The sequence below is a fragment of the uncultured Draconibacterium sp. genome, from assembly GCF_913060805.1.
Taxonomy (GTDB): Bacteria; Bacteroidota; Bacteroidia; order Bacteroidales; family Prolixibacteraceae; genus Draconibacterium.
On record NZ_CAJXTC010000011.1, the window covers coordinates 64,512 to 89,498 of the forward strand.

Sequence of the window (24,987 nt, forward strand, 5' to 3'; positions counted from 1 at the left end):
TGTTGCCGGGTGTTATTTATTTACGATGTCTATTATCTGATTTGCCACAGTTTCGCCAGCTTTGCCAAAATTATATACCGATTCATCCCTCAAGGTTTCCAGCGCATTTACACTCGGATTCTCAATGGTTTCAGTAACAATTGCACCAATATTATCAATATCATTTTCATCGAAATTTTTACCCAAACGAGGTCGCTCGCGCATTTCCCACATTTCATAATCAAGCTCGCTTCCTTCGAATCCTAACATTGCATCGGCCTCGGTTTTTAGCAGCATAACGGGCTTTGCATACAAAAATGCGTAATCCCAGATAACGCCTGACAGGTCACTTATCATTACACTCGATTTTTCCATGCTTTCATTGGCCAGCGGATTTCTGTCTACTGAAAAGCGTGGCTCGTTTTCAAAATGTTTCTCAATTTCTCCAATCACCTCAGGGAAGCTCACGTAACTTTGAGGATGAGGACGAAGAATTACATCGAAGTTGGTATCCTTTAGCAGGTTCTCGAAAAATCGTACTCCAAAACGGTTCAGTATTGAATATTCTTTCCAGGTGGGAGCTACCAAAACTATTTTGTTGTCAAGCTTAGGAAATCCGTTTTTTTTGTTGTGTTCCAGCATTACATCGTAATACGTGAGCCCCGACTTTAGCAACAGTTTTTTATCGGTTCCTCTTTTTTCTTCCAATTTCCGGATCCCTTCAATTTGATGATATCCCGAACAAAAAACGGAGTCGAAATAATCAAATGCAAATTTACGATACGAAAAGATGTCGATAGGAGCATGAACGATGTGTCCGTAATGACCAACTTTTTTCGAGCGGCGTATCATCATAACATCCAGTTGAGGTGTAGTCATTCCCACAAATTTTGCCTCAAGTTTATTTAGGTATACTGATGTCATGGTAAGGTTTCCAATATATTTCGCCTTCATCAACTGTGATTCGTACGATAAACCGGGATCGTTTTCATCGGAGGTGAGGTAGCCGCATTGTACGTTTTTCTTTTCCAGCGCTTTAATTACGGGTAAAAACACATTCCAGTATTGTGTCCCCTCAGAATAGAACAAAATATCATGTCCTTCAAAATCGTAATTGTTCTTAAAACCTTTTCCTTTTACAAAGTTTAGTACGCGGTAAAAGGAGCCTTTTAAAGTGAACGCCAACGTTGCTCCGATGGCAATAAAAATATAGAGTAAGGCACTTGTTGATGCAGGATCGATATATAAAAGAATCATAAGCAGTGTTTAAATGGTGCTGTTAATAAATTGAGCAATAGCTTCGTTGGTTACTCTTCGCGGATTGTTGCCAAGCCGCTGTGTATTTACATTATTAATTATGATAGAACGGTCGAAATTGTTGATTAGTCTTGATATGGAAGTTTCGATACCAATTTGAGCGAAAAATTCGAGCAGATCAGTTTTTGCATGAACGCTGTCTGTTTTGAATGACTCAAAAAACAGCTCAATGCGTTGGCGCACTGCGTCTGCTCCTCGTTTGTCCATACAATCTAGATTGCCTACTGAATAATTAAACTCTGTAAAAAAAGGCAGGCTCAGCGCAACAGCATGGCCATGCGCAATGCCGTAATAACTGGTAAAAGCATAGGAAAGTGCATGCGGCGCTGTTGTTCGTGTAATATTTATGGCTTTCCCGGCCAGGTAAGCAGCTGTTTGCATTGCAGCTTTGGCTTCTTCCGAATTTTCATTTACTGCTGTTGGCAGGTAATTATGTACTAACGAAATAGCTTCTTCTGCAAAGGCATTTGATTCCTCAGTTGCATTTACACACCAAAGTGCTTCTACGGCCTGACATAATGCATCGAGACCGGTACATGCTGTTAAATACGACGGAGCAGTCATCGAAAATTTGGGATCGAGGTAAACATATTCCGGATAAATATATTCCGATGAGATTGAATATTTCGTTTTTCCGATGTACATCACCGAAAATTGGGTGGCCTCCGCTCCGGTACCCGCCGTTGTTGGGATGGCTAATAATGGAATTCCGGCTCCGGTAATTTGCTCTTCTCCGGTAATAACATTTTCCAGGTTGCACTTTTTATAAGCCAGTGCTTTCATCATTTTGGCAATATCAATGGCTGTTCCACCTCCAATTGCAATAATTAATGAGAAGGTTTCGGAGTTTATAAGATCCAATCCTTTTTTTAGATCCTCGTATTTTGGATTGGGTTCAAAATCTGAAAATTCGGCAAAACCACTTCCAAGTAAATCCTTAATAAACGCTTCTGCACCGGAATCCTTGTACGAGCGTTTGGTATGCACCACACAAATCTGTTCCGGTTTATGCGTGGATAATAACTGCTTTAGTTCTGATATGTCGTTATTGCCAAATTTTACTTGCTGCATGGTTTTACTTTGATTTTAAATTTTGCATCAAAGCTTGCTTATTATCGACAGGTTTTACCGTTGGGCGGCCAAGGTCATCACGCGATCCCACTTTTGTTTTTATTTCAATAAGTGCGGGCCCCTCGGTTTTTCTCAAAGTTGTAAGAACTTCATCCAGAGCTTTGGCTGATGAAACAGAAACTGCCGCTTTGTAATTATTAGCTTCGGCAATTTTAACCACATCAATGCTGTCGGCTACAGTTGGCTGTCCACCGACCGACTCGTGCGAACCATTATTAATGACGATATGAATGAAATTTTTGGGAGCTACTGCTCCGTTTATTGCCATTGCTCCCATATGCATTAACAAAGCGCCATCGCCATCAATGCAAACTATCTGTCGTTCGGGTTTGGCAATTGCCATTCCAATGGCAATCTGGTTGGCATGTCCCATACAACCTACCGTCAGAAAATCTGAATCGTGTTTCTGCCCTAATGCTTCCCGTATTTCAAACAGCTCTCGCGATGTTTTGCCTGTTGTTGAAACTATAATTTCGTCGCCTGAAAGTTTTTCTACAATCTGTTTTATCGCCTCTTCGCGCATCAGCGAATAATTGCTCTCAATTTTCGTTTTGAGCTTATATTTCTCAAATAATCCTTTTCGGATAACTAATGCGTAGGGCTGATTATTTTCTCTGATATTTGCAATGGCTTCATCAAACTGTTTTTTTGCTTCCCCGGCATCCTCGCTAATTACCTGATAAGGAACTTCCAGTGTTTCGAGTAATTCTAAAGTTAAACGGCCTTGCGCAATATGCTGAGGTTCGTCTTTTTTCCCGGGTTCGCCGCGCCAGCCGATCAGCATTAACAGCGGAATATCATACACCTGTTTATTGGTAAGCGAAAGAAGAGGATTTACTGTGTTTCCTAAACCGGAGTTCTGCATATAAACCATCGGGATTGATCCCGAGGCCATATGGTAACCTGCTGCAAGTGCAATTGCATTTCCTTCGTTGGCAGCGATAATATGTTTTTCGGGCGATGTATTATCGGTGATGTAAGCACAAATATCTTTTAGTAATGAATCGGGGACACCACTATAAAATTCGATGTTTGCATTTATCAGCCACTTATAAAATAGTTCCGGTTTTATCATTTCCGCCAGGTGTTTTTATCGTTCATTGTTTGTGTCATCAGTATTTTCCTATCGGGCTATTTTGTGCCGGGAATAAGTTCCAGGATTTCTTTAATCGACATGCACTTGTCGTTAATTTCCAGCGACCGCTCATGTGTAAGAATTCCTTTTGCAACATCCACCATTGCCGGATAAGCTGCTCGCAGGAGATGGTTGGCATAGATCACCACATTTACACCTGCATCCATAAGTTCCTGCTCAGTCATATGATTGTAGCTGGTAGGTACAGCCACCAGTGGTGCGCGTTTCTCAAACTTATTATAAGCTTCGCAGAATTTCAGGATTTCTTTACCATCTTTCTCCCGGCTGTGAATCATGATACCGTCTGCACCGGCTTCAATATATGCCTCCGCACGCGCAAGTGCATCTTCAATACCTTTGTTCAGTATCAGGCTCTCAATACGGGCAATAATCATAAAGTCTTTGGTAACCTGTGCTTTTTTTCCAGCCCGTATTTTAATACAAAAGTTCTCAATACTGTCCTGATTTTGAGCGATGTCAGTTCCGAAAAGCGAGTTCTTTTTTAAACCCGTTTTATCTTCGATAATAATTGCAGATACACCTAAACGTTCTAATGAGCGAATGGTAAAAACAAAGTGCTCCGGAATTCCTCCTGTATCGCCATCATAAATAATGGGTTTGGTTGTAACTTCTAAAATATCGTTCAAACCATGCAGTCGCGAAGTTACATCAACGGCTTCAATGTCGGGTTTTCCTTTTACCGTTGAATCCGTCAGACTGCTTAACCACATGGCATCAAACTCACGCTTCTGCCCATTGACATCAACATTCGAATTCTCAACAATCAATCCGGTAAGGCCATTGTGCGCCTCCATTACTTTTACAATTGGCTTTGCATAAATCAGGCGGCGTAATTTGCCCATCCGTACTTCAGGTGTTGTGCCGATTTCTTTGATGCTCTGATTTATCTGGGTAGATGAAATGCCCGGAGTATAAGGAACTTCGATAAGTTTTCCATCCCACTGCGCTAACGTGTCAATTACCTTTTGACGGGTTTTACTTTGAACGCCTTTTTTCCAGTCGTCACCATGAACTACAAAATCCGGTTTGTATTTTTCCAGATTTCGGGTATAATCCAGCTCCTCCTGCGGAACAACCTGATCTACTCCTTTAATATTTTCGATAACGATTTTACGCTGATCATATTTTAAGGTAGGAAGTCGTTTGTAACTTGCAATTGCTTTATCGGTTAGCAGACCAATAGTTACTTTGCCCAATTTGCTGGCTTCCTTTATAATATTTAAGTGGCCGGGGTGAATCAGATCTGCGCTCATCCCAACATATACCAATTTACTCATTGAATTTGATTTTGTACAAAAATACTTAAATACTTGTTTTAAGCAATTTGTACAGATGCTCATTTAGTTGGCTGAAATTTAGCCGGAAATTGAGGGTGCGAAAAAAGATTTTATGTTTTAGCTAGCAGTGATTCTGCGCAATTTAACCTTCCCTGCCAACCGTGTTGCAAAAGTTGCAAAAGCAACTACCGATACTGATGAAATAGGCATTAAAATGGCAGCTACCACCGGCGAAAGATTTCCGCTGAGGGCAAAGGCAATTCCAACAATGTTGTAACAGAATGAAATAACGAAGCTGAGTTTTACAATGTTCAGCGATGTTTTTGTGAAGCGGATAAAATTAGCCAGTTGGTTGAATTGTTCGGCTTCCAAAACGGCATCGCTGGCCGGTGAGAAGTGGTAAACTTTATCCGCGATTGTAAGCGCCACATCGCTTTGCATCAGTGCGCCTGCATCGTTTAAGCCATCGCCGGTCATAAGTACTGTATTTCCTTTCGCTTGTTGCGATTTTATAAAGTACGCTTTGTCTCCGGGTTTCTGGTCGAAGAGCATATGCTCACGATCGAAAAATGACGACAGGTTTTCGGCTTCAGCATCGTTATCTCCCGAAATGAGGAAAAGATTAAAACCTTGTTTCAGCGAGTTTAATACGTTTTTTAAACCTGAGCGGTATTGGTTGCTAATGGTAAAGTGTCCTTTCAGTTCGTCTTCAATCGCCACATACACAACTGAAGATTTTTTCTTTTTAGAGGTGGGTGTATTTGTTACATATTCTTCCGATCCGATTCGCAGATTTAAGTCATTTACTTTTCCAAAAATACCGCGTCCTGCAACTTCAACAAAGTGCTCCGGATTGTGGTATGCTGATCCGTTGAACGATTGCGAAAGTGCAGTACTTAGCGGATGTGTTGATTGTCGAGTGAGCGAAAAAATAGCTTCTTTTTCCGATGCCGAAAGTTCTGTGCCGGAATACACAACCTTATTTTGGTTGGGCTGTGTTAAGGTGCCCGTTTTATCAAAAACAATGCTGTTAATGTGCGATAGTTTTTCAATAACATCGGTGTTTTTAATGTAGAGCCCGCGCTTGCCAAAAATGCGCATGGTATTGCCAAAGGTAAATGGAATGGAAAGCGCCAACGCACACGGGCAAGCCACAATTAGAACCGCAGTGAAAACAAAAATGGCCGTGTGATATTCGCCACGGATCGCCCAAAAAGTAAAGCCGAAAATAGCGATCGCGATTACAATCAAGGTAAAATATTGGCTAATTCGGTCGGACAGTGTTTTAAGTGAGTCGCTGGGTTTTTCGTACGATTTATCCTGGTTCCAGAGTTTGGTGAGGTGACTTTGATTCACCTCTTTCTTCACCTTTATCCGTATAATTCCACCCATTTGCCGGCCACCGGCATAAATAAAGTCGCCGGGCTTTTTAACAATCGGTGTCGACTCGCCGGTAACAAAACTGTAGTCGATTCGTCCTTCTCCATCAACCAGTTCCGCATCTGCCGGAACCAGTTCTTTGTTGCGAATGATCAGTTCATCGTCCACCTCGATTTTTTCGATCAGAATACTTTCTTCAATCTGTTTATTGATTTTGGTAACGGCAATGGGGAAATACGATTTGTAATTCCGGTCGAACGAAAGCGCCTCGTAGGTTTTGCTTTGGTACCATTTTCCTACCAATAGGAAAAAGATGAGGCCCGACAAACTGTCGCTGTAACCCGGACCGCCTGTAAATATCACCTCGTAACTGGTTACCAGGAACAGCACAATAATCCCCAGGGCAATGGGCAGATCGATGCTGATATTCTTTTTCAGCAGGTTTTTAATTGCCGAAATGTAATAGTCACTTCCGCTGTAAAATGCCACCGGAATTACCAAAATGTAACTGAGAATGCTAAACAGTGATTGCAATTTGTCGCTCAGCGGTTCGCCGTTAAAATAGGCCGGCAAACTGTAGGTCATTACATTGATAAAGACAAAACCTGCAACACCAATTTTATACAAAAGCTTTTTGTATGATTTGTCGTCTTTCTTGTCCGACAGACTTTGCGACAGGTCGGGGATGTAATGAATCGATGCCAGCAACTCTACTATTTGCCGCAACGAAATTTCCTTTTCGTCAAAAGTAATGTCAACCTCTTTTCGGGTAAAGTTTACGAACGAATGGCGGATGCCGTTGTGCAGTTTGTGCAGGTGCTCGAGCAACCAAATACACGAAGCACAATGGATAACCGGGACATAAAATTTTACTTTCGAAATGCTGCCTTCGGTAAATGAGATGAGCTTTTCCTTTACTTCTTCGTTATCGAGAAAAGCGTATTTATTACCAAATTCAGTGGTGGTCTCCACCTTGATTCCCGGCGTTTCTTCCAAGTTGTAATAATTGTAAAGTTTGTTTTCGTTCAGCAGCTGATAAACTGTTTTGCAACCGTTGCAACAGAAATTCAAATCGTTCCACACCACCGGGCTACTCCCGCAATCGGCACCACAATGTACACAGTTATTCTCCTCCTTTTTCCCCATATTCCAAGGTCCGTTTTCCGCTAATCTACTTTACAGCAATCTCCTTTTGTTTCGGTATGCATTGCTGCACTTTCTGTCTCCAGACTTTTTTCAAATTTCTGCTCAATTTTTTGTTTTGGCGGACTTAAATAGGGGATGCCCAAACTTAATCCGCGCAACATAAACAGAATTCCAACCACAACAACCAGTACCGGAATTAGTTTGTTGATTTTATTACGTACAGCTAAACTCAAAACGTTTCCTGCCAGCGAGATGGCCAGTAACATCGGAATTGTTCCCAATCCAAACAGGATCATATACAATGATCCTTCGGCAACGCCGCCTGTGCCGATGGCTCCGGCAATTGCCATGTAAACCAATCCACACGGAAGCAGTCCGTTTAGCATGCCAATAAAAAACAGGCTTTGGAATGAACGAATCGAGAACATTTCGCCAATTTTCTTTTTCAGTTTTCCCACTGCCGAAAACCAGCTCTTATCCATTTTATACTGGTTTTTAAACAGTTTGGGGAATAGCACCGAAATGATCATCAACGCACCCATAATAACCGATACTTTTTGCTGAAAGCCGATGAGGTGCAGTCCCTGACCAAGAAGCCCGAAAATGGCTCCCATAACTCCGTAGGTTAAGGTGCGGCCTAGGTTATAAAGTGTTCCTCCAAATATTTTTTGCGGAACGGTGTTGCCATGAAGTGGCAAAGCAATGGCGATCGGTCCACACATACCGGCACAGTGAAAACTGCCCATTAAGCCTAAAATAAGTGCTGAAATAAAAATTGTCATGGCGCTGTCGATTTGAACAAAAGGTTATAATTGGTTTTAAAGGTAATGAATTTACTGAATATTTACCGGGCGATCAACTTCGTAACGTAAACCGTCGGTATACCACGTAAATTTTAAAATATATCTGCCCGCTATTAATTCTGTTTTTGGGAATTGGATCGAACTGTTGCCCGCCAAAAATTTGTACCTGATATCTTTTGTGTAATCCGATGGACGATACAATTGCATATTGCCTGAATCGATTTTTGAAGCCAGATCATTTTCAATGTTGATTACCAATGCCTCGTCGTTCATGTTCACTTCAAATGACCGCGTAAATGGTTTTGATCGTGCATTTACGTTCATCTGTTCGGTATGATCAACACCTTTTTCGTAATAATTTTTATGCACCAGGTTTACCGGCTGGCGCACAGCAAATACAATAAAAACAGCCGATCCGGCTAAAAACAACGCCAGAAAAAGAAATATTCCTGTTCCCCAATTAAACTTCATTTGTTTTCCTATTTATTATTTCTGTTTCCTTAATTTCTGTCATTTCGACGAAGTATTAGGAGAAATCTGTTACATCTGAGCTGAGTTGTTAAAGATTTCTCTCCGTCAGTTGACGGATCGAAATGACAGTATCTTTTTTAATTCACTACTGAAAACTGAGACCGTCAACTGTCAGCTTTCTCAAGGCCCTACAAACGTGGCTTTATAGGTTTCAATTAATTCATTATTGCTGAAAACACCAAACACAACTTCAGTTTTGTCACTCGTAACTTCGTTTTTTGGCAAGAAAAGAATAAATGTCGATTCGTACATATTCTGATCCTTTAAAATTATCTTATTCCCGGCCATCTGAATTTTTCCATCATGAGAGATAACACGCAATTCAAGCGGAAGTTCGTCGTGTGTTTTATTTACTATTTTAATGTTGTAAACGTTCGACAAAGTTGACTCCTGTTCCTGATATAATAAGCCCGGTGTGCGCAAAATAGTTGTCTCGAGTACCGGCCTCGAAAGCAGTGTATAAACAAAGAACGAGAAAATAAGTAATAGCACAACCGAATAAGCCCGGTTACGCGCATTCCAAATCGAATTTTGCTGACCCTTTATTTGCGCTTCGGAAGCGTAGCGAATTAAACCCGGAGGTTTGCCGGTAACATGCATAATTTTGTTACACTGATCGATACAGGCGGTACAGTTAATACACTCCAACTGCGAACCGTTGCGGATGTCGATTCCGGTGGGGCACACCGAAATACACTGTTTACAATCGGTACAATCGCCATCGCCATGTCCGCCGCGAGGTTCACCGCGCACGTAATCGTAAGTAACGGCAATCGATTTCGAGTCGAGCAAAACACCCTGCATGCGTCCGTAAGGACAAACCATGGTACAAATTTGCTCGCGGAAAAATGAATACACCCAATAGAAAAATGCCGACACAAGCAGCATTACCAAAAAACCGGAAATGTTCTGGCTGATCGGTTCCTGAATCATTTCAATCCAACGTTCGCTGCCAATAAACCACATCAGAAAAGTATTGGTCATGGCAACCGAAATAAGAATGAAAATAGCGTGTTTCAGTGTTTTCTTAAATATTTTTTTGGCTGTCCACGGACTGTTGTCGAGTTTATGGCGCTCGCGGTAATCGCCTTCGATAAGGTACTCGATTTTCCGAAATACCATTTCCAGAAATATGGTTTGTGGGCAGGTCCAGCCACACCACAGCCGGCCAAAAGTTACTGTAAACAGCACCACAAAAAGAACAAACGATAACATTAAAAGTGCCAGGATAAACGTATCCTGCGCCCAAAAAATGGCTCCGAAAATGATGAATTTACGGTGGGCAATATCAAGTAAAATCAACGGATTGCCGTTCACCCGAATAAATGGTACTCCAACCCAAAATAACAATAGAAAGTAGCTAACTATGGTTCGGCGATTAAACCATTTCCCAGAAGGCTTTTTGGCATATATCCATTTTCGTCCTCCCCGCTCGTTCCAGTTTATGGGGTAGTCTCTGAAGTCGAGTTTTTGTGTTGCCATATGTTCAATTTGCAGGTAAAAAAGATGGGAAACAATGTTTCCCACCATTTTTTAGGTATTTATTTTTTACTCACATTTTTCTCCTTGCGGATCTTTGGCGTTGGCCGGATTTGTTCCTCTTAACGACATAATATAACTAGCCACTTTCTGGATCTTTTCTTCGCTCATTTGTGTTTTATAAGCGGTCATTCCTTTTGCCGGAACACCTTCTTTTATGGTATGAAAAGCACTCTGGAAATCGCAACCGTGCAGCGTGTAATCATCCGTCAGGTTCGGACCAATTGCATTTCCTTCGCCGTTCATTCCGTGGCAAGCCATACATGCCAGTTCGGTATAGATTTGCTTTCCTTCAGCAAGCGATGCTTCGTCGGTAAAAGCTACAAGTTCGTCAGAGGAAATTGTAGCTATCTGGTATTTTTCATCATGCTGCTCCGATTTTTGCGCATATTCTTCATCCTGCAGGTTGCCTTCTTTCAACCAGAAATAATAAGCTCCGTATATAATCGACCAGCCAATGGTGATATAAAATAACATCATAATCCATCGTGGCGGCGGATTATCCAACTCCAAAATACCATCGTAATCATGGTCCATCAGGTTCTCATCCTGATCAAGTATTTGTTTATCTTTATCTGACATAGCTGTTGAATTTAAGTATTGATATCGTTAGGATCACCATCTATTAAAATTGAGTTCTTTATATCTTCCATTTCCTGATTCGGAGTTCGCATGGTTCGAATAAAGATGACAATAAACAGAAGCACAAAAATGAGTAATCCGATGATGTAAAAAATCTGGATTCCTTCGATACTTGTTAATAGATTACTTACGATCTTCATTTTCCTTGTTTTGTAAAGTAATTAATACGTAGCTGGTAAGTTGCGTAATCTGTTTTTCAGAAAACTGCGTTTTGTACGGAATCATTCCTTTCGCAACATTTCCTTCCGAGATGTCTTTGAAAACCTGTTCCGGAGAGTTTCCGTGCAGCCACTCGTCGTCAACCAGGTTCGGAAATGTACCAATACCTTTTCCGTCGGCTCCGTGGCAAACAACACACGTGGTTTTAAAGATTTTCTCGCCAGCTGCCAGATCTTCGGCACCCTCTAAAAGTTTAACTTCTTTTTGAGTTGCTTCTTCAGTAAATGATTCTGCATGCATTTCAACCTGTGCAACTTCCGGTTGTTCCGCAATATCACGTCCTAGTTTGTGCATGTAGGCAATTAATGCAACGATTTGTTTTTTTGCATCGGTTTCAATTCCCGAAGCTTTCAAATCGGCCACAATTCCTTCGGCTTGCGTGAGGTAATCTTCAACTGCCTGTTCGTCGTATCCTTCAGGATAAGGAACGCCCAGCGTTTGCATTGCCCTGATCTTCTTCGGCGTTTTTGTAAGGTCGGTATTTTTAACCGACAGCCATGCATAGTTAGGCATAATCGATTGTTCGTTCATTTTTTGCGGATCCATAAAGTGGTTATAGTGCCATGCCGCATTTTTGTACATCGGTCCGCCAACTACTCCGGCGCGTGCCAAATCGGGGCCGGTACGTTTCGATCCCCACTGGAATGGATAGTCGTAAACGAACTCGCCAATTTTTGAATATTCACCATAGCGATCGGTTTCCCAACGGAACGGGCGAACCATTTGCGAGTGACACACATAACAACCTTCTTTTACATACAGGTCGCGGCCCTCCAACTCGAGCGGAGTATATGGTTTTACCGAGTCGATAGTTGGTACGTTCGATTTTATAAAGATCATCGGAATAATCTCAACAGCTCCACCAATAGCCAGTGCAATAAATACCAGGATAGAGAAACGAACACCTCTTCTTTCCATCCAGCGGTGTACGGTTTCTTTCATCGGATTACGTGCTCCGGCAAGTACTAAAGCAGGTGCTTCGGCAGCTTCGTCGTTAACAAAACTTCCGGCAGCCATTGTTTTTGCCAGGTTGTAAACCATAATCAGGAATCCAACCAGGAACAGAATTCCGGCAACAATACGAGCCATGTACATTGGAATCAACTGTGTAACCGTTTCAAGGAAGTTCGGATATTGAAGGAAACCTTCGTCGGTGTAGTTTCTCCACATTAACCACTGCGTTACTGCTGCCCAGTAAAGTGGAATAGCATAAATTAAAATTGCCAGTGTTGACAACCAAAAGTGTGTATTGGCTAATTTCTCGGAGAATAGTTTTGATTTGAACAGTTTTGGTACTAACCAGTAAAGCATACCAAACACAAGACCTCCGTTCCATCCCATACCACCAATGTGTACGTGAGCGATGGTCCAGTCGGTAAAGTGCGTTATTTGGTTTACTGATTTCAGCGACATCATCGGGCCTTCGAAAGTTGACATACCGTAAGCCGTTACTGCTACTACCATAAACTTCAGTGCAGCGCTGTCGCGAACACGGTCCCAGGCGCCACGCAAGGTGAGCAGACCGTTTATCATACCTCCCCAACTTGGAGCGATCAGCATTATCGAGAACGTGGTTCCCAAAGCCTGTGCCCAGTTTGGCAATGCCTGATATAACAAGTGGTGTGGACCGGCCCACATGTACAAAAATATAAGCGACCAAAAGTGAATGATCGATAGTTTGTACGAATAAATCGGGCGGTTAGCTGCTTTTGGCAGGTAGTAATACATTAACCCAAGGAACGGTGTTGTTAGGAAAAATGCTACGGCGTTGTGTCCGTACCACCATTGTACCACTGCATCTTGCGCACCGGCATAAATGGAGTAACTTTTAAACAGCGAAATCGGCAGCTCGAAAGAGTTTACCACATGCAACATGGCAACTCCAAGGAAAGTAGCCAGGTACCACCAAATGGCGGCATAAATGTGCTGAACGCGGCGAACAACAATTGTTCCGATCATGTTCCATCCAAAAACCACCCAAATAATGGTAATCAAAATATCAATTGGCCATTCCAGTTCGGCATATTCTTTCGAGGTGGTAAAACCGGCCAGCAGCGTAACGGCTGCCAGTACAATAATAAGCTGCCAGCCCCAAAAGTGGATCTTGCTCAAAGTGTCGCTAAACATTCGGGTTTTAAGCAATTTCTGCATCGAGTAATACACTCCGGCAAAAATGGCATTTCCCACAAATGCAAAAATAATGGCATTGGTATGCAGTGGTCTTACCCTACCAAAAGTGGTAAATTCGAGACCAAAGTTGAATACCGGAAAGGCCAGCTGTGCCGCAGCCAGAATGCCTACCAGTACGCCAACAACACCCCAAACCAGTGTAGCCAGAATAAACAACTTAACTATTTTGTTGTCGTAATTAAATTTTTGATTTTCCATGAGTTGGATAATTATTTTTTATTATTCTTTTTTTCTTCATTGGTTTCAGATTCCGATTCCACATCGTCGTCGTCAAACAGCATCCGCATCGATGGAGTTTCGTTGTCGTCGTACTGGCCCGATCGAACCGACCAGATAAAAGCGCCCAAAAAAATGAGTGCTACCAGTAAACTTACTCCTATAAGCAGATAAAAAATGTTCATCTATTGTTTTTTGCCGGCTCTGCTAATTTTAAAAATCTGAAATACAACATAGCCAATTGTTCCCCAGGCACCCAAAACAGCCGCCAGGTACGACAGTAACAACCATACTTGTATGTTCTCGTTAGTCGACCAAAGTACATCTTTTTGTATCAGTTTTGGTGTTGGTTTTGGCTGGCCTACTTTTGCTGCATCGAGCACAACATCGTCGGTAATAAATCCTTCGCCCAGGTCAATAACCAGTGTTACCATTCCCTGTTCGTCGCCAATCAGGCTTTCCGGAATGTGATATTCCGCGCGTCCTTCTTCGTTGGTAAGTACTTGTCCGATCGGTAGCGTCCCGAAAGCTTTTTTAGCACCAATTGAAATCGGTGTTTCAGCCAGTACCACATAATTACTGTCTTTATCCTGGTACTCGGCAAATACTTCTACCTGGCGTGCTTCTTCATTTACCGAAGCCAAAATCTTAGCTTTTTTTGGCGGCTCTTCAACCAAAACCGGTTCGTTTTCCGGATTGAAGTTGCGGATGTAATTCACCAAACGCCAGCGGTCGTCTTCCGAAATGGTAGTTTCGAACTGCGGCATACCACCACGGCCGTGCGTAATTTTATAGAATAATTCGCCATCGGTGTTAGCTTGCATAATGTCGCTTGTAAAATCGGGCGGGGGAGGTACCAGCGGCAATCCGTTGTTTTTACCCGGATCTCCGTGACACGATTTACAGTCGCGCAAGTATATTTCTTTTCCTTTTTTAACGTTGTCGAGATTATATTCCGATGGATTCTGAACATTCTTCTGATCGTCAGGAACCAACCACTCCTGAGCCATTCCCTGCTGTGCAAGAAAAAATAATGCTGCAAATAATAATTTGATCTTCATGTTCGTCTATTTTTTTGGTTCAGAGAGGATTTCTTTGTTTACACCTTTTTCTTCGGCATATTCCCAAATGGTAATTACCGGGAACATTTTTGCCAGCACCGTAATAATTAGCAGTGCGGCTGCAAACGAGAAAATGGTAATCATTATCTCGATACTTGTTGGCGAGTAATGTTTAAAATGTTCAGGAACATTTTGTACCGGTAAAAACGGGTGCTCCAATGTTGGAATTACAATAATGTAACGTTTTAACCACGATGCAATTAGTATGAAAACGGATATGATTGCTAACGGTAACGGTTTTCTGAAAAACTTGAAAAGCATCAGGAATATCGGTATAATCAAACCTGTCATTTGTGTCCACCAGAACATAGGGGCAAAACTTCCTACAAAAAGGTTGCGCAGGTGAATTCCTTCAGCGGTTTTCATTTTATAGGCAGGTACCCAAAATTCGTTGATGTTGAAATAGAGGTAAACCAAACAAACAAAAACCAGCAGTTTGCCCATGTAGTCGAAATGCAGATTTTCGAAATATTCACCCAATTTGTAACGAACACGGTAGGCATACATTAATATTACTACGGCTGCTGCTCCGGCAACAAATGCTCCGGCAACAAAGTAAGGTCCGAAAATGGTAGTATCCCAACCCGAACGCAAAGTGGCTGCAAATAACCACGATGTTACGGTGTGAATTGATAGACCTACCGGAATGATCAGAATCATAAGAACACGCATGGCGTGGTAAACCAGTTTGTATTGCTCGGCATTTCCGTTCCAGCCCAAGGCCAGTATTTTATAAACCTGCATTTTCCATTTTGGAATATCATCGCCACCCCGGTCGCGGATTAAGGCTAAATCGGGGATAAGCGGAATATAATACAGCAATACCGAAATGGTTAGGTAGGTGGTTACTACTGTTACGTCCCAGATAATTGGCGAGGCAAAACGACCGTGTAAAAATACGTTGAGAAAACGGTCGGGGCGTCCCATGTCGTTTACAATAATAATACCTGCTAAAGCAACTCCTGCAATTGCCACCTGTTCGGCCACACGCGAAATTGGGTGCGACCACTTTATTTTTAATAAGTGCAACGAAGAGCTGATCAGAAAACCAATCAAACTGATTGCCACAAAAAATACAAAGTTGGCAATGTACATTCCCCACGAAACGTAGTCGCGCATACCGGTAACACCCAGTCCGTCGCGAATTTGTATTCCCCAGCCCCAAAGTCCAACGCCGGCAAACATAATGAGTATGAAATACCAAAAATGCGTGAGCTCGTCGCGTTTTACAATCGAGCGGGTGAGGTCGAAAGTTATCTTATCCAATAATTTCCGGGATTCTTCCGGCGATTTTGTTTTTTCCATCGTTTAAAGATTAGTCGGTTTATGAGTGATGATCTTCAATTTCGCCCTGAAACGGGAAAGCCCTGTCTTTTGGAGGCAGGTAATAAACACGCGGTTTGGTACCCAACTCTGGCATTAAAGTATAAGCTGCATTGTCTCTGACTAACTTGCTAAAGCTCACCGTTTCGTGTGTAGTTCCGTTGGTAACCGCATCTTCGTTTTGGTCGCCAAACCAGTAAACTCCGTTCGGGCACGACGAAACACATGTTGGTAGTTTGTTGTCGCGCAAACGGTCGGCACTGAACAAACATTTCGAGATGGTACCTTTTTTCTGCGGAACGTTGGCTTCTATATTATAAGTAACACCTTCGTATTTTTCGGCATCGCGAGGCTCGAACCAGTTGAAAACCCTTGCCGAATACGGACAGGCTGCAATACAGAAACGACAACCGATACAGCGCTCATTATCAATAAGAACGATACCGTCTTCGCGTTTAAACGTTGCGTTAACCGGACATACTTTTGTACATGGCGGGTTATCGCAATGCTGACACGGTTTTGGCATGTAATACGGAGCTGTGTCTTCAGCATCCTGCATTTGCAATACATTAATATGGTGTTGCTCCGGACGCAACTGGTGGTGTTTTTGGCAACCTTTCATACACTCGCGTGCATTTCGGCATTTCGACAAGTCGATAACCATAACAAATTTACGGCCCGGCAAGCCTTTTCTTCCCCTCTTTTGTTGCTCCGTAAGGTTCGGCATATCAGCAGGTTTAAGCTGTGCCTTGCTTACTTCAACAAGTTCTCCGCTCGATGTAAGCAGCTTAATTGTATCTCCCGAGGTGGTCTCCACCTGGTTACATGAACTTAACAGGCTGGAACCTCCAACAAGTCCGGCTGCACCAACTGACACACCCAACTTTTTCACGAAACTTCTGCGTGATTTATTTTCCATAAACAGACATTTTTTTTACAACTATGGCACTGAAACAAATGCTTCTTTCAGCTAAATTTAGTTTCTCAACCTTACGAATTTATAAAATAAGCGGAAAGCAGCAAACTAATCAGGCCTTCTGAATAATAAAAGACAAAATTGACTTTAAATGTTATAAGTGAGTAAGTTACAGTGTTTTTCTGTATTTGTAAAATTTTATTTTCGGTATAATAACTTGATATCTGATGAGATAGGATTTAGGGCTAAAAAAAATATTTTTTCAGGGTGAACAAATAGTTTTTCGTGTTGTTTATAAAGGATTTTTTTTGAGGGACTGAGCATGCGAAAAGCGTGACTAAAGTCACATTTAAATGTGTTGTAAAACATATTCTAAATAGGCCCTCGCTGTTTGTCGAGTGGCATAAAGTTACAGGATTCCCTGAAAATGCAAGCTTTTAAATATTATTTTCTCGACTAAACTTTAGCCCGAAAGAAGTGGATTGGTAAAAAAACAAAAGAAACTGATTCTTTACATAAACATTATCAGCCTTTTGTGGTTTTAAGATATGAAAAAGGTAAAAAGGTATTATTGTGTTTCGTTAGAAACAGGAGTTTATAAAACTTAAAAACAATAATAACGTACTACTGATTTAAAAACTAAATAAACCTTGCCGTGTATTGATCTGGCTTCTATGAAAAAGACTGTAAATTATATTACAATGCTTCTAGCAGGTACCTTTCTGTTACTTGCCAATGTTTCAAATGCTCAAAGTGTAATAAATCCTGCTGCAACCGACAACGATGTTGAAATCGGGGTTGTGGAGCATCTCGATGATTATTTACCCGATAGTATTTCGCTGATAAACGAGGCGGGCGAACAAGTTTGGTTGTCCGATCTTATTGATAAACCAACAGTTTTAAATTTTGTGTATTACCGCTGTCCGGGAATTTGCAGCCCGCTGATGGAAGCCGTGGCTGACGTGATGGACAAATCCGACCTTGTTCCCGGTGAAGATTACCAGGTGTTTACCATTAGTTTCGATCCGAGTGAAACCATCGATTTGGGAATCAGGAAAAAGAACAACTACCTGAACCTGATGAATAATCCGGCCAAAGTGGAAGAAGCAAAAACAGGTTGGCAATTTTTTGTTTCAGATAGTGCAAGTATTGTTAATGTTACCCGTGCAACAGGTTTTAAATACAAAAAAGCCGGTAACGATTTTACTCATGCCGCTTCGTTAATTGTTGTTAGCCCCAACGAAAAAATTACCCGTTATTTAAATGGCCTGTTCTTTTTACCGTTCGAATGGAAAATGGCCATTGTTGAAGCTTCGAAAGGCCAGTCGGGAGCAACCATGAACAAAGTATTGCGATTTTGTTTTTCATACGATCCGCAAGGACAAACATATGTATTAAACGTAACTAAAATTAGCGGAATCATAATTATATTTTTTGGACTGGTTTTACTGCTATTCCTGGTATTAAAGCCGAAGAAAAAAGTAAATTAAACTAAACTTTATGCATACAACAGATGCTGTTAATGGAGCAAACTACTTAACCTATCAGGGAAAATACAAAGGTTTGCTCGGTTGGATATTTTCCACTGACCATAAACGTATTGGTCTTCTTTATTTGTATTCGATAGCTACCATGTTTGCAACAGGTGTTTTGTTGGGCCTCGCCATGAAATTTGAATTGTTGGCGCCCGGAAAAACAATTATGGATGCGCAAACTTACAACGCTACGTTTACCGTTCATGGTGTTATAATGATTTTTATGGTGGTGGTGCCCGGTTTGCCCGCAGTTTTCGGAAACCTGATGTTGCCCATAATGATTGGTGCAAAAGATGTGGCTTTTCCGAAACTGAACTTGCTCTCGTGGTGGTTGTACCTTACCGGAGTAGTTTTGGTACTTTGCGCGCTGCTGTTTGGATCGGGAAGTCCCGACACCGGCTGGACATTTTACGCACCTTACAGTTTTAAAACCGGAACAAATCTGCTGCCCGCTGTATTCGGGGCATTTGTTTTAGGTTTTTCATCCATTTTAACGGGTTTGAACTTTTTGGTGACGATTCACCGCTTACGTTGCCCCGGAATGAAATGGTCGAAACTTCCGTTGTTCGTATGGACCTTGTACGGAACAGCCTGGATTCAGCTGCTGGCAACACCGGTTGTAGGTATTACACTGGTTTTAGTAGCATTGGAAAGATTATTTGGAGTTGGTGTTTTTGATCCGGCACTGGGAGGAGATCCTGTTTTGTATCAGCACCTGTTCTGGATTTATTCGCACCCGGCAGTTTATATTATGATTCTGCCAGCTATGGGAGCCATTTCTGAGATTATTCCAACATTTTCGCAAAAACATATTTTTGGATATAAAGCAATTATCGCGTCAACACTGGCCATTGCATTTGTGGGTTACCTGGTTTGGGGGCACCACATGTTTACTGCCGGAATGAGCGGAACTGCACAATATTATTTTTCACTCCTCACATTTATTGTTGCCATACCAAGTGCAATAAAAGTATTTAACTGGATATCGACGATGTATAAGGGGTCGATCAATATCCAGACGCCCTTTTACTGGGCAGTGTCATTCATTTTTGTGTTTATGGTTGGTGGTTTAAGCGGCCTTGTTTTGGGTTCGCTGGCTACCGATATTTATGTGCACGACACTGCCTTTGTTGTAGCCCATTTCCATTACATTGTTTTTGGCGGTACCGGCTTTGCCTTTTTTGCGGCAATGCACTACTGGTTCCCAAAAATATTTGGAAGAATGTATGATAAAGCCTGGGCCAATATTGGCTGGCTGGTTTTCACTATCGGTTTTCTGGCGTTGTATTCGCCTATGTTCTATTTAGGAATGATGGGGATGCCACGTCGTTATTACGACTACCTTGAAGAATTCCATGGAGGAAATATCCTGAGCACCATTGGCTCGTGGGTGTTGGTAACCGGTTTTGTCATCATTGTTGTAAACCTGGTTCGTTCGGCCCGAAAAGGTGAGCCGGCAGAAGTAAATCCATGGCACAGTAGAACGCTGGAATGGACAGTTCCATCGCCTCCGCCTGTATTGAATTTCGAGAAAGAACCGGTAATCGGAGAAAAAGACGGACCTTATAACTATGAATAATATGGCTGAACATCAACATGCACATGTAGAGCACCCCGACATGTACGATCCCGAATCGTCGAAAATCGGAATGTGGCTGTTTATTTTTACAGAACTACTGTTGTTTGGCGGCCTCTTCATCGTTTATTCGGTTTATCGATACATGAATCCCGACGCCTTTCACCTGGCAGCCGAAGAACTGAATACTTTTATTGGCGCGTTTAACACCGTTATTCTGTTGGTAAGTAGTATGACGATTGCGATGTCGACAACCGCTTTGCAAAAAGGGCACAAAAAAGTGGCCATCGCACTGGTAGTAATTACTTTTATTATCGGTATTGGCTTTTTAGTGAATAAGTATTTTGAGTGGGGCATAAAATTCTCGCACGGAATTTGGCCGGGATCGGAGCAAATGCTGAATGAAATGAGTCAGGGCGAGATACTTTTCTTTGGTTTGTACTTTGTAATGACCGGATTGCACGCGCTGCACATTATTGTGGGCCTCATAATTATGGGATTTGCAATCAGAGGTGTTGCCAACGGAAAAGTAAATGCTAAACGCCCGTCGTTACTCGATAACTGTGGACTGTACTGGCACCTTGTCGACCTGATCTGGATTTTCCTGTTCCCACTATTTTATCTCATCCATTAAAACTAAAACTATGTCTGAAGATAAACATCAACATATCGTTCCATACCGATTATACGTCATCGTTTTGGTGGCGCTGCTGGCATTAACTTTTGCCTCGATAGGAATAACATCAATAGAACTGGGCGAATTTACCGTTGCCGCAGCATTAATATTTGCTGTATTGAAATCGATTTTGGTGCTCACTTATTTTATGCACCTGAAATACGACAAACCATACATAAAACTTATGGTGGCCTTTGTGTTTGCCATTTTTGTGGTTGTAATTGTGATAACCTTTTTAGATTACCTCTATAGAGTATAACTATGTATAGCTCAGAAATAACCAAAGCCTCAAATTTTGTTCAGGGTGTCGACACTGCATTTCTTGTCATAATGGGCATATCGTTTTTGTTCCTTATCGGGCTAACGGTGGTAATGCTTGTCTTCATTTTTAAGTACAATAAGAAAAAGAATCCGAAAGCAACCCAGATTGAAGGAAGTACCAAACTGGAGATCATTTGGACAGTTATCCCTTTTCTTATTACCATGCTGATGTTTTACTACGGTTGGGCAGGCTGGAAACCGATGCAGCGCGCACCAAAAGATGCCATGGAAATTACCGCTTACGGACGTATGTGGAACTTTAGTTTTGAATACGAAAATGGCCGTCGCACCGACACGCTTTTCCTGCCAAAAGACCAGGCGATTAAATTAAACCTGGTAGCCATGGATGTATTGCACAGTCTGTACATTCCGGCATTTCGTGTAAAGCAGGATATGGTTCCCGGAATGAAGGATAATTTCATGTGGTTTGAGCCGCAAAGAGTGGGAACTTACGAATTGTTTTGTGCCGAATATTGCGGATTGCAGCACTCCTATATGTACACTTATGTGGAGGTGATGGAGGATTCTGCTTTTCAATCGTGGATAGCCGATACAACAAATGTTGCAGCCTCAGCAGCCGAAATTGATTCGCCGGCAGCAACGGGTAAACGCATTATGCAAAATATTGGCTGTTTTGCCTGCCATACATTAGACGGAACAAGACTGGTTGGTCCAAGTTTTAAAGGAATTTGGGGCGAAGAACAAACGGTGGAAACCGGGCGCGAAAAACGACAGGTTACGGTTGACGAAGAATACATCAGGAGATCGATTTACGATCCGAATGCAGATATTGTTGACGGCTTTAATAAAGGATTAATGCTTTCGTACGAAGGGCAACTTTCGGATGAGGATATCGACAATATTATTGAATACCTGAAAACGGTGAAGTAGATTTTACAAGGCAAAAGGCAAAAGTAGAAAGGCAAAAAGAAAAAAGTAGGCATTTGACAAAGAGTCATCCTGAGCGTACTTGTCCCGATCAGAGCATCGGGAGTCGAAGGATGGACCAGGAAGAATAGTAAATAAGTGATTGAGTGAATGAGGAGAGAAAGAAGAATGAAGATTAACGATTTAAGATTTCAGAATTAGTAGGCAATAGACAAAAAACGATAGGCAAAAAACTAATGTGTCCTATGTGCCTTATGTGGTTCAAAAATCTTTGAATTTATGTGGTTCAAATAACAATGAAACAGCAGCTAAAAATAATATACGAATTGGGTAAGGTGCGAATCTCGCTGCCAATAGCTTTATCGGCACTAACCGGTTATGTGCTTTTTACGCATAATGTTGATGCACAGGGTTGGTTGTTGTTGCTGGGGGTATTTTTTATGGCTTGCAGTTCGAGTGTTCTTAACCACTGGCAAGAGCGCGACGTGGATGCACAAATGCCACGTACCAAAGATCGCCCGTTACCAAGCGGAAGAATCAGCCCCAAAAATGCATTGTTGGTGGCCATTGGATTTGCAGTTCTGGGTTCAATCATTCTCCTGTTAAGCAATCCTCCTATGGCTTTGGCTTTAAGCTGGCTCACGCTTTTCTTCTACAACGGCGTTTATACGTCGCTAAAAAAAGTATCGGCCTTTGCCGTGATTCCCGGATCAATGGTGGGTGCAATTCCGCCAATGATCGGTTGGGCAGGAGCAGGTGGAAGTCTCACTTCAGAAGTTATTTTAATGGTGGCAGCTTTCTTTTTTATCGGGCAAATTCCGCATTTCTGGTTGTTGTTATTGATGTTCGGCGAGCAATACAAACTGGCAAAAATGCCCAGTCTTAACCAGCTTTTTTCCGAACTGCAAATAAAACGTGTAACCTACACCTGGATTCTTACAACGGTAGCATCGGCATTCCTGGTTATCTTTTTTGTTATCGGCAACAAACTCATCATGTTTTTGCTGATGTTTTACATCTTTTACCTGCTTTCATCCCTAACCATGGCGGTATTTCTTCAGGACGAATTTAAAGTGCGCCCGTCCTTCTACAAACTCAACTTCCTCTACCTTTTTATGATGATCTTTTTAATTGTTGACAGTTTGGTTCATACATAAAGTAGTGTAACCCTGCTGTGCAGTTTATTTTAACTACATTTGTAAGCACATTTTAAAAGTATTGAATGACGTTTGAAGAACTTGGCATTAATTACGATTTACTGGATGCCATAGAATACATGGGATTTAAAAATGCTACTCCGATTCAGGAGCAGGCAATTCCCACCATCCTTGAAGGAAACGACCTGATTGCCTGTGCCCAAACAGGAACAGGAAAAACCGCAGCTTTTTTGCTCCCAATTCTTGATTTAATTGCCGATTTACCCGGTGGAGAAACCTCAACGCTGATTATTGTGCCAACACGTGAGCTGGCCATGCAAATCGATCAGCAGGTGCAGGGAATCGGTTATACCATGGGCATCCATTCCATTGCATTATATGGCGGTGGCGATGGCGACGAATGGGGACAACAAAAACGGGCATTGACCAAAGGAGCCGATATTATTATTGCCACTCCCGGAAAATTGATCTCGCACCTGAATTTGGGATACGTAAAATTTGACAAGATCGAGTTTTTGATCCTTGATGAGGCCGACCGGATGCTCGACATCGGTTTTTACGAAGACATTACAAAGATTATTTCATATCTGCCAAAAGAGCGTCAAACACTGATGTTCAGTGCAACTATGGCTCCAAAAATACGGAAGCTTGCTTCGGAGATTCTTAATAAGCCCAAAGAGATAAATATTGCCATGTCGAAACCGGCAGAAGGTGTTTTGCAAGCTGCCTACCTTACTTACGATAAACAAAAAAACGACCTGGTAGCACATCTTATTTCTGAAAATCCGGATTATAGCAGTGTTATAATTTTCTGTTCTACCAAACGAGTAACCAACGAACTGGCCCGGAAATTAAAAAAGCTTGGTTTTCAGGCTGAAGCTATTTCGTCGGATCTGGAGCAACGCGAACGCGAAAATGTGCTGAACGGATTTCGCTCGCGGCGTATTCGTATTTTGGTGGCGACCGATGTAATGAGCCGCGGTATCGATATTAAAGACATTAACCTGGTGATCAATTATGATGTGCCGGGCGATGCTGAAGATTATGTGCACCGCGTTGGAAGAACTGCGCGTGCCGACTCAACAGGTGTGGCACTTACGCTGGTGAATGAAGACGATATGTACAAATTTCACCGCATTGAAGAACTGATCGAGCGCGAGGTCTTTAAAATTCCACTGCCCGAACAATTTGGCGAAGGCCCGGCATGGCGAACTCCTTCGAAAGGGAAAAAGCACAAACACGGCAAATTTCATAAATACAAAAAAGGAAACAGCCAGCACAAACACCGTCAGTCGTACCAGAAAAAAAAGAAACAATGAATTGGAAAGGATTAGCCACTTTCATTTTAGTTGTAGCCTCATTTAGCTTGTTTGCACAGGAAAATCCTTTGAGTCGTTTCGAAACTATTATTGGTCACTGGGAAGGAACCGGCGAAGGTTTTGGCAATGCTAAATCAAAAATTACAGCCGATTATTCGTGGCTGATGAATAAACAATACATTGAAGTAAAACACCATTCGGAGTTTGAGCCAACAGCACAAAACGCCGAAGGAGAAGTACACGACGACAAAGGAATTATCAGTTTCGACAGTGCACGAAAAGTGGTGCTATTCCGTCAATATCACAACGAAGGTTATTTTACCGAATATGCTTTGAATGATTCCATTTCAACACCTGAACAGCTGGTGTTTGAAACTGAACGAATTGAAAATTTTGTTCCGGGAGGCCGGGCACGTTTCACCATAAATATCTTGGGTGAAAACGAAATTGAAACGGTTTTCGATGTAGGTTTCCCCGAGCGTGAAATGGCCTGTTTTGGTACCAACCGATTGAAAAAGAAATAAAAGTTTTGAACGCAGATAACGCTGGTTTAGCTAATTGTCGCTGAAAAGATGAGTTTAAACACAAAGACGCTAAGACACGAAGTTTTTTGAACCACATAGGCACAT

The 24,987-nt window shown here is 42.0% G+C and carries 23 protein-coding genes; 8 read left to right on the plus strand and 15 right to left on the minus strand.

Annotation, left to right across the window (positions count from 1 at the left end; all coding sequences use genetic code 11):
- Window positions 1-12: 12 nt before the first annotated feature.
- From QZ576_RS08710 to QZ576_RS08780, 15 genes are all read right to left on the minus strand, one after another.
- Window positions 13-1,236, minus strand: a complete 1,224-nt coding sequence (locus QZ576_RS08710; RefSeq protein ID WP_297096140.1) for a CDP-glycerol glycerophosphotransferase family protein — start codon at window positions 1,234-1,236, stop codon at window positions 13-15.
- 9 nt (window positions 1,237-1,245) lie between these two features.
- Complete coding sequence (locus tag QZ576_RS08715; RefSeq protein WP_297096142.1) at window positions 1,246-2,367, minus strand: phosphonoacetaldehyde reductase; 1,122 nt, start codon at window positions 2,365-2,367, stop codon at window positions 1,246-1,248.
- 4 nt (window positions 2,368-2,371) lie between these two features.
- Window positions 2,372-3,502, minus strand: coding sequence for a phosphonopyruvate decarboxylase (gene aepY, locus QZ576_RS08720; protein ID WP_297096145.1), 1,131 nt, complete (start codon window positions 3,500-3,502; stop codon window positions 2,372-2,374).
- Between the two features lie 56 nt (window positions 3,503-3,558).
- Complete coding sequence (gene aepX, locus QZ576_RS08725) at window positions 3,559-4,860, minus strand: phosphoenolpyruvate mutase (RefSeq protein ID WP_297096147.1); 1,302 nt, start codon at window positions 4,858-4,860, stop codon at window positions 3,559-3,561.
- 117 nt (window positions 4,861-4,977) lie between these two features.
- Window positions 4,978-7,386, minus strand: coding sequence for a heavy metal translocating P-type ATPase metal-binding domain-containing protein (locus QZ576_RS08730; protein WP_297096149.1), 2,409 nt, complete (start codon window positions 7,384-7,386; stop codon window positions 4,978-4,980).
- A 20-nt stretch (window positions 7,387-7,406) separates the two neighbouring features.
- Entirely contained in the window at window positions 7,407-8,168 is a 762-nt protein-coding gene (locus QZ576_RS08735) for a sulfite exporter TauE/SafE family protein (protein ID WP_297096151.1), read from the minus strand.
- 51 nt (window positions 8,169-8,219) lie between these two features.
- Window positions 8,220-8,660, minus strand: coding sequence for a FixH family protein (locus QZ576_RS08740; protein WP_297096153.1), 441 nt, complete (start codon window positions 8,658-8,660; stop codon window positions 8,220-8,222).
- A gap of 180 nt (window positions 8,661-8,840) precedes the next feature.
- Window positions 8,841-10,202, minus strand: a complete 1,362-nt coding sequence (gene ccoG, locus QZ576_RS08745) for a cytochrome c oxidase accessory protein CcoG (protein WP_297096156.1) — start codon at window positions 10,200-10,202, stop codon at window positions 8,841-8,843.
- A gap of 66 nt (window positions 10,203-10,268) precedes the next feature.
- Complete coding sequence (locus QZ576_RS08750; RefSeq protein ID WP_297096158.1) at window positions 10,269-10,841, minus strand: cbb3-type cytochrome c oxidase N-terminal domain-containing protein; 573 nt, start codon at window positions 10,839-10,841, stop codon at window positions 10,269-10,271.
- 11 nt (window positions 10,842-10,852) lie between these two features.
- Complete coding sequence (locus tag QZ576_RS08755) at window positions 10,853-11,041, minus strand: hypothetical protein (RefSeq protein ID WP_297096159.1); 189 nt, start codon at window positions 11,039-11,041, stop codon at window positions 10,853-10,855.
- A complete protein-coding gene (ccoN, locus tag QZ576_RS08760; protein ID WP_297096161.1) occupies window positions 11,025-13,508 on the minus strand; it encodes a cytochrome-c oxidase, cbb3-type subunit I in 2,484 nt (827 codons plus the stop codon). The genes QZ576_RS08755 and ccoN overlap by 17 nt, the downstream gene beginning before the upstream one ends.
- Window positions 13,509-13,519: 11 nt before the next feature.
- Window positions 13,520-13,711, minus strand: coding sequence for a cbb3-type cytochrome oxidase assembly protein CcoS (gene ccoS / locus QZ576_RS08765; protein ID WP_297096163.1), 192 nt, complete (start codon window positions 13,709-13,711; stop codon window positions 13,520-13,522).
- A complete protein-coding gene (locus QZ576_RS08770) occupies window positions 13,712-14,587 on the minus strand; it encodes a cytochrome c (RefSeq protein ID WP_297096166.1) in 876 nt (291 codons plus the stop codon). It abuts the gene before it with no gap.
- 6 nt (window positions 14,588-14,593) lie between these two features.
- Window positions 14,594-15,952, minus strand: a complete 1,359-nt coding sequence (gene nrfD / locus QZ576_RS08775; RefSeq protein WP_297096168.1) for an NrfD/PsrC family molybdoenzyme membrane anchor subunit — start codon at window positions 15,950-15,952, stop codon at window positions 14,594-14,596.
- A gap of 19 nt (window positions 15,953-15,971) precedes the next feature.
- Window positions 15,972-16,889 (minus strand): 4Fe-4S dicluster domain-containing protein, encoded by a 918-nt coding sequence (locus QZ576_RS08780; RefSeq protein ID WP_297096170.1) that lies wholly within the window; start codon window positions 16,887-16,889, stop codon window positions 15,972-15,974.
- A gap of 671 nt (window positions 16,890-17,560) precedes the next feature.
- On the opposite strand from QZ576_RS08780, the gene QZ576_RS08785 reads away from it, so the two are divergent.
- The 8 genes from QZ576_RS08785 to QZ576_RS08820 all read left to right on the plus strand — a co-directional run bounded on the left by QZ576_RS08785 (window position 17,561) and on the right by QZ576_RS08820 (window position 24,882).
- The gene (locus QZ576_RS08785) at window positions 17,561-18,376 is read left to right on the plus strand and encodes an SCO family protein (protein ID WP_297096172.1); all 816 of its coding nucleotides are present in this window, start codon (window positions 17,561-17,563) and stop codon (window positions 18,374-18,376) included.
- A 10-nt stretch (window positions 18,377-18,386) separates the two neighbouring features.
- On the plus strand, window positions 18,387-20,000 hold the full coding sequence (locus QZ576_RS08790) for a cbb3-type cytochrome c oxidase subunit I (RefSeq protein WP_297096174.1): 1,614 nt from the start codon (window positions 18,387-18,389) through the stop codon (window positions 19,998-20,000).
- A gap of 1 nt (window position 20,001) precedes the next feature.
- Complete coding sequence (locus QZ576_RS08795; protein ID WP_297096176.1) at window positions 20,002-20,631, plus strand: cytochrome c oxidase subunit 3 family protein; 630 nt, start codon at window positions 20,002-20,004, stop codon at window positions 20,629-20,631.
- Between the two features lie 10 nt (window positions 20,632-20,641).
- Complete coding sequence (locus QZ576_RS08800; protein WP_297096179.1) at window positions 20,642-20,932, plus strand: cytochrome C oxidase subunit IV family protein; 291 nt, start codon at window positions 20,642-20,644, stop codon at window positions 20,930-20,932.
- 2 nt (window positions 20,933-20,934) lie between these two features.
- A complete protein-coding gene (gene coxB, locus QZ576_RS08805; protein WP_297096181.1) occupies window positions 20,935-21,885 on the plus strand; it encodes a cytochrome c oxidase subunit II in 951 nt (316 codons plus the stop codon).
- A 293-nt stretch (window positions 21,886-22,178) separates the two neighbouring features.
- Entirely contained in the window at window positions 22,179-23,039 is an 861-nt protein-coding gene (locus tag QZ576_RS08810) for a protoheme IX farnesyltransferase (protein ID WP_297096183.1), read from the plus strand.
- A gap of 65 nt (window positions 23,040-23,104) precedes the next feature.
- Window positions 23,105-24,358 carry a DEAD/DEAH box helicase gene (locus tag QZ576_RS08815; RefSeq protein WP_297096185.1) on the plus strand — a complete coding sequence of 418 codons (1,254 nt, stop codon included), beginning with the start codon at window positions 23,105-23,107 and terminating at the stop codon, window positions 24,356-24,358.
- Window positions 24,355-24,882, plus strand: coding sequence for a hypothetical protein (locus tag QZ576_RS08820; RefSeq protein WP_297096187.1), 528 nt, complete (start codon window positions 24,355-24,357; stop codon window positions 24,880-24,882). The genes QZ576_RS08815 and QZ576_RS08820 overlap by 4 nt, the downstream gene beginning before the upstream one ends.
- Window positions 24,883-24,987 lie beyond the last annotated feature (105 nt).

Coding starts and splice junctions, on each gene's coding strand:
- QZ576_RS08785 (WP_297096172.1), top strand. CDS start 17,561: ATGAAAAAGACTGTAAATTATATTACAATGCTTCTAGCAGGTACCTTT.
- aepY (WP_297096145.1), bottom strand. CDS start 3,502: ATGATAAAACCGGAACTATTTTATAAGTGGCTGATAAATGCAAACATC.
- QZ576_RS08755 (WP_297096159.1), bottom strand. CDS start 11,041: ATGAAGATCGTAAGTAATCTATTAACAAGTATCGAAGGAATCCAGATT.
- QZ576_RS08770 (WP_297096166.1), bottom strand. CDS start 14,587: ATGAAGATCAAATTATTATTTGCAGCATTATTTTTTCTTGCACAGCAG.
- nrfD (WP_297096168.1), bottom strand. CDS start 15,952: ATGGAAAAAACAAAATCGCCGGAAGAATCCCGGAAATTATTGGATAAG.
- QZ576_RS08730 (WP_297096149.1), bottom strand. CDS start 7,386: ATGGGGAAAAAGGAGGAGAATAACTGTGTACATTGTGGTGCCGATTGC.
- ccoS (WP_297096163.1), bottom strand. CDS start 13,711: ATGAACATTTTTTATCTGCTTATAGGAGTAAGTTTACTGGTAGCACTC.
- QZ576_RS08815 (WP_297096185.1), top strand. CDS start 23,105: ATGACGTTTGAAGAACTTGGCATTAATTACGATTTACTGGATGCCATA.
- QZ576_RS08750 (WP_297096158.1), bottom strand. CDS start 10,841: ATGTCAGATAAAGATAAACAAATACTTGATCAGGATGAGAACCTGATG.
- aepX (WP_297096147.1), bottom strand. CDS start 4,860: ATGAGTAAATTGGTATATGTTGGGATGAGCGCAGATCTGATTCACCCC.
- QZ576_RS08780 (WP_297096170.1), bottom strand. CDS start 16,889: ATGGAAAATAAATCACGCAGAAGTTTCGTGAAAAAGTTGGGTGTGTCA.
- QZ576_RS08820 (WP_297096187.1), top strand. CDS start 24,355: ATGAATTGGAAAGGATTAGCCACTTTCATTTTAGTTGTAGCCTCATTT.
- ccoN (WP_297096161.1), bottom strand. CDS start 13,508: ATGGAAAATCAAAAATTTAATTACGACAACAAAATAGTTAAGTTGTTT.
- QZ576_RS08790 (WP_297096174.1), top strand. CDS start 18,387: ATGCATACAACAGATGCTGTTAATGGAGCAAACTACTTAACCTATCAG.
- coxB (WP_297096181.1), top strand. CDS start 20,935: ATGTATAGCTCAGAAATAACCAAAGCCTCAAATTTTGTTCAGGGTGTC.
- QZ576_RS08710 (WP_297096140.1), bottom strand. CDS start 1,236: ATGATTCTTTTATATATCGATCCTGCATCAACAAGTGCCTTACTCTAT.
- QZ576_RS08740 (WP_297096153.1), bottom strand. CDS start 8,660: ATGAAGTTTAATTGGGGAACAGGAATATTTCTTTTTCTGGCGTTGTTT.
- QZ576_RS08715 (WP_297096142.1), bottom strand. CDS start 2,367: ATGCAGCAAGTAAAATTTGGCAATAACGACATATCAGAACTAAAGCAG.
- QZ576_RS08800 (WP_297096179.1), top strand. CDS start 20,642: ATGTCTGAAGATAAACATCAACATATCGTTCCATACCGATTATACGTC.
- ccoG (WP_297096156.1), bottom strand. CDS start 10,202: ATGGCAACACAAAAACTCGACTTCAGAGACTACCCCATAAACTGGAAC.
- QZ576_RS08795 (WP_297096176.1), top strand. CDS start 20,002: ATGGCTGAACATCAACATGCACATGTAGAGCACCCCGACATGTACGAT.
- QZ576_RS08810 (WP_297096183.1), top strand. CDS start 22,179: ATGAAACAGCAGCTAAAAATAATATACGAATTGGGTAAGGTGCGAATC.
- QZ576_RS08735 (WP_297096151.1), bottom strand. CDS start 8,168: ATGACAATTTTTATTTCAGCACTTATTTTAGGCTTAATGGGCAGTTTT.